The 3,258-nt window shown below is 67.6% G+C and carries 2 protein-coding genes and 1 pseudogene; all 3 read left to right on the forward strand.

Going from position 1 to position 3,258, the window contains the following annotated elements; all coding sequences use genetic code 11:
* Positions 1-1,097 (forward strand): annotated as a pseudogene (locus ACLFQI_RS12875) (hypothetical protein); the annotation flags it as partial.
* 208 nt (positions 1,098-1,305) lie between these two features.
* Positions 1,306-2,232 (forward strand): DUF808 domain-containing protein, encoded by a 927-nt coding sequence (locus ACLFQI_RS12880; protein ID WP_410759912.1) that lies wholly within the window; start codon positions 1,306-1,308, stop codon positions 2,230-2,232.
* A gap of 73 nt (positions 2,233-2,305) precedes the next feature.
* Positions 2,306-3,115: an adenosylcobinamide-GDP ribazoletransferase gene (cobS, locus tag ACLFQI_RS12885; protein WP_410759911.1), complete on the forward strand. Its 810-nt coding sequence runs from the start codon at positions 2,306-2,308 to the stop codon at positions 3,113-3,115.
* Positions 3,116-3,258 lie beyond the last annotated feature (143 nt).

Here is a 3,258-nt window from a genome sequence, read left to right on the forward strand (position 1 = left end):
CCGCCAAACAGACGCGCGAGACCGAGACCGAGCTTGCCGCCAAGCAGGCGCGCGAGACCGAGACCGAGCCTGCCGTCAAGCAGGCGCAGGAGACCGAGACCGAACCTGCAACCGAGCAAGGGCAGCCAGCGCTCGAGGCCGCCGCCGCGGTCTTGGCCAGCGCCAAGGCCAAGCTGCTCGCGGCGCGCGCCGAGCGCGGGCGTCCGGGGCGCGACGAGAAGGTGCTGACCGCCTGGAATGCACTGATGATCAAGGGCATGCTGCGCGCGGCCCGGCTGCTGGGGCGCGCTGACTATCTGCACTCGGCCGATCGCGCGCTCGCGTTCATCCGCGATCGACTCTGGCGTGACGGGCGGCTGCTGGCGACCTACAAGGACGGCAAGGCGCATCTGAACGCCTATCTGGACGATTACGCGTTTCTCCTCGATGCGCTGCTGGAGCGCCTGCAAACGCGCTTCGAGCCTGCGGATCTCGACTGGGCGCGGGCGCTGGCCGAGGTCTTGCTGAGCCAGTTCGAGGATCCGGCCCAGGGTGGCTTCTACTTCACCAGCGCCGACCACGAGGCGCTGTTGCAGCGGCCGAAGCCGATGGCCGATGAATCGACGCCGTCCGGTAATGGCATTGCCGCGCTGAGTCTGCAGCGGCTCGGGCATCTGCTCGGCGAACCCCGCTACCTCGACGCGGCGGCGCGCACACTGGTCGCGGCTGCGGAGCCGATCCGACGTCTGCCGTATGCGCATGCCACCCTGCTGATGGCGCTCGATGAGCAGTTGAATCCGCCGGAGATCGTCGTGATTCGTGGGCCCATCGACACCGAGGCGACGGCTGCGCCCATTGATGCGTCCATGCAAGCGCCCATCGGGTCACCCGCCGAGGCGGAAGCTTCACCCCCGGGCGCTGTGCTCCGCCAGTGGCAAGCCGGGGCGCAACGCGACTACGCACCGCGTCGGCTGACGTTGGCGATCCCGGCCGAGGTCGAGGGTCTGCCGCCAGCCTTGGCGGCGCTGCAACCGGCGGCGCGGGTGCGGGCTTACCGTTGTCGCGGCACTCGATGCGAGGCGCCGATCGAGACGTTTGCGCGGTTGGTGGAGCAATGAACGGCCGTGCATGGGTCCTGAAGCGATCAGGAGTTTCATCGGCATCGGCGCGATTTGCCTGCACGCGGCCCTCGCGCCTGGCCCTTGTTCGCTCGCAAGAGTGCTGGTAACGTCCATAGCCGAACGGACCGGCGCCGACTCATATCGGCGACGGCCAAATCCGACGATGATCGCTCCCCTTTCTTCCCTGGCTTGAAGGAGTCCCAACATCGCTACCAGCCTCCTTGCCCTGATCGATGACGTGGCCACCGTCCTCGACGATGTCTCGGTGCTTGCCAAGGTGGCCGCGCGCAAGACCGGCGCCGTGCTTGGCGATGATCTGGCGCTGAATGCGCAGCAGGTCACCGGCGTGCGCGCCCAACGCGAGTTGCCGGTGGTCTGGGCGGTGTTCAAAGGTTCGCTGGTCAACAAGCTGATCCTGGTGCCGGCGGCGCTGGCGATCAGCGCCATTGCGCCCTGGGCGATCACGCCGCTGTTGATGGTCGGCGGCCTGTACCTCTGCTATGAGGGCTTCGAGAAGCTTGCGCATCAGTACCTGCAGGATGCCGATGCGGAGCAGGCGCGCCGGGAGGAAATCAGCCAGGCCCTGGCCGATCCCGACACCGATCTCAGGACGTTGGAACAGGACAAGATCAAGGGCGCCATCCGCACCGATTTGATCCTGTCGGCGGAGATCGTCGCGATCACGCTCAGTACCGTCGCCGGCGCGCCCCTGTTGACCCGCGTGCTGGTGCTCGCGGGCATCGCGCTGCTGATGACGGTCGGCGTCTATGGGCTCGTCGCCGGCATCGTCAGACTCGACGACGCCGGCATGGCGTTGACCGAAGCCGAGGGCGAGACGCTGGCGGATCGCGCCAAGCGCGCGTTGGGTCGCTCGATCCTGTTCGTCGCGCCCTATCTGATGAAGACCCTCTCGGTGCTCGGGATGATCGCGATGTTCCTGGTCGGCGGCGGCATCCTGGTCCACGGCATCCCGGCGCTGCATCACGGGTTCGAGCATCTTGCGCACGGATTCGGCGGCATGCTCGAGACGCTGACGCCGATAGTCGTCAATGGCCTGGTTGGGATTCTGGCGGGCGCGGCGGCGGTCGCCGTGGTGACGGGCATTCAGCGTTGGCGCTCGCGCTTGGCCTGAGTTTCCCAGGCGTTTGGCTCGATCCATCGCCATTCGCCCTGCCGCGCGGACACGAACATCCGGTGGTGATGGGGTGAGGCGTTTTCGGGATCCTTTCATCCCTTGCCTGGTTGCTGTTCGTTTTCTGACCCGATTGCCGCTGCCGGTCGCGACCGCTGCGAGTCCCATCGAGGCGAATCCGCTCGTGCTGGGACGCTCGGCCCTCTGCTATCCGCTGGTCGGACTCTTGCTGGGCGCCATGCTCTTGCTGCTCTGGCTCGGGGTCGCCGGCCTGCCGGGCGAGCCGCCGGCGCTTGCGACCGCCGCGTTGCTGCTCGCCTGTTGGGTCTGGAGCACCGGCGGTCTGCATTTGGACGGGCTCGGCGACTGTGCCGATGCCTGGGTCGGCGGGCTCGGCAGCCGCGAGCGCACCCTGAAGATCCTCAAGGACCCACTGACTGGCTCGATGGGGGTGGTGGCGCTGGTGCTGATCCTGCTGGTCAAATTCGCCGCCCTCGCCTCCTTGCCGGCGACACCGGCCGGCGCGTCGATCCTGCTGCTGACGCCAGCGCTGGCGCGCGCGCAGTTGCTGGCCTTGCCGCTGACGACCGCCTCGGCACGACCCGAGGGGCTCGGTGCCGCGCTGAGCGACAGGCTTCCGCGCCGCAGCGCCGGCTGGGTGCTGGTCTTGAGCGCCTCGCTCGCGCTCCTGATCTTTGCCAGCGCTGGCCTTTGGCTGCTTGGCATCGCGCTTGTCGGTATCGCCGGCCTCCTGCTTGTTCTATGGCGGCGCAGCATGCTCGTCCGCCTTGGTGGTTTCACCGGCGACACCGCCGGCGCCCTGGTCGAGCTGACCGAGGCGGCGCTGCTGCTGGTCGGCGTGCTGTGTGCAAATGGAGGCTAACCGGTGACGACCAGCGTTAGCGGCTCGACCGCGGGGCAACGGAGAATGAGATGGCGGTTGCTCTCGTCAATGACGAACAGAAAGCGCTAGACATCGGACTCCCATGCCCAACCATCCTCTCAGCCTGTGCGAGGAATGCGATC

Origin of the sequence: Halochromatium sp., from assembly GCF_046541315.1 — a bacterium.
Lineage (GTDB): Bacteria > Pseudomonadota > Gammaproteobacteria > Chromatiales > Chromatiaceae > Lamprobacter.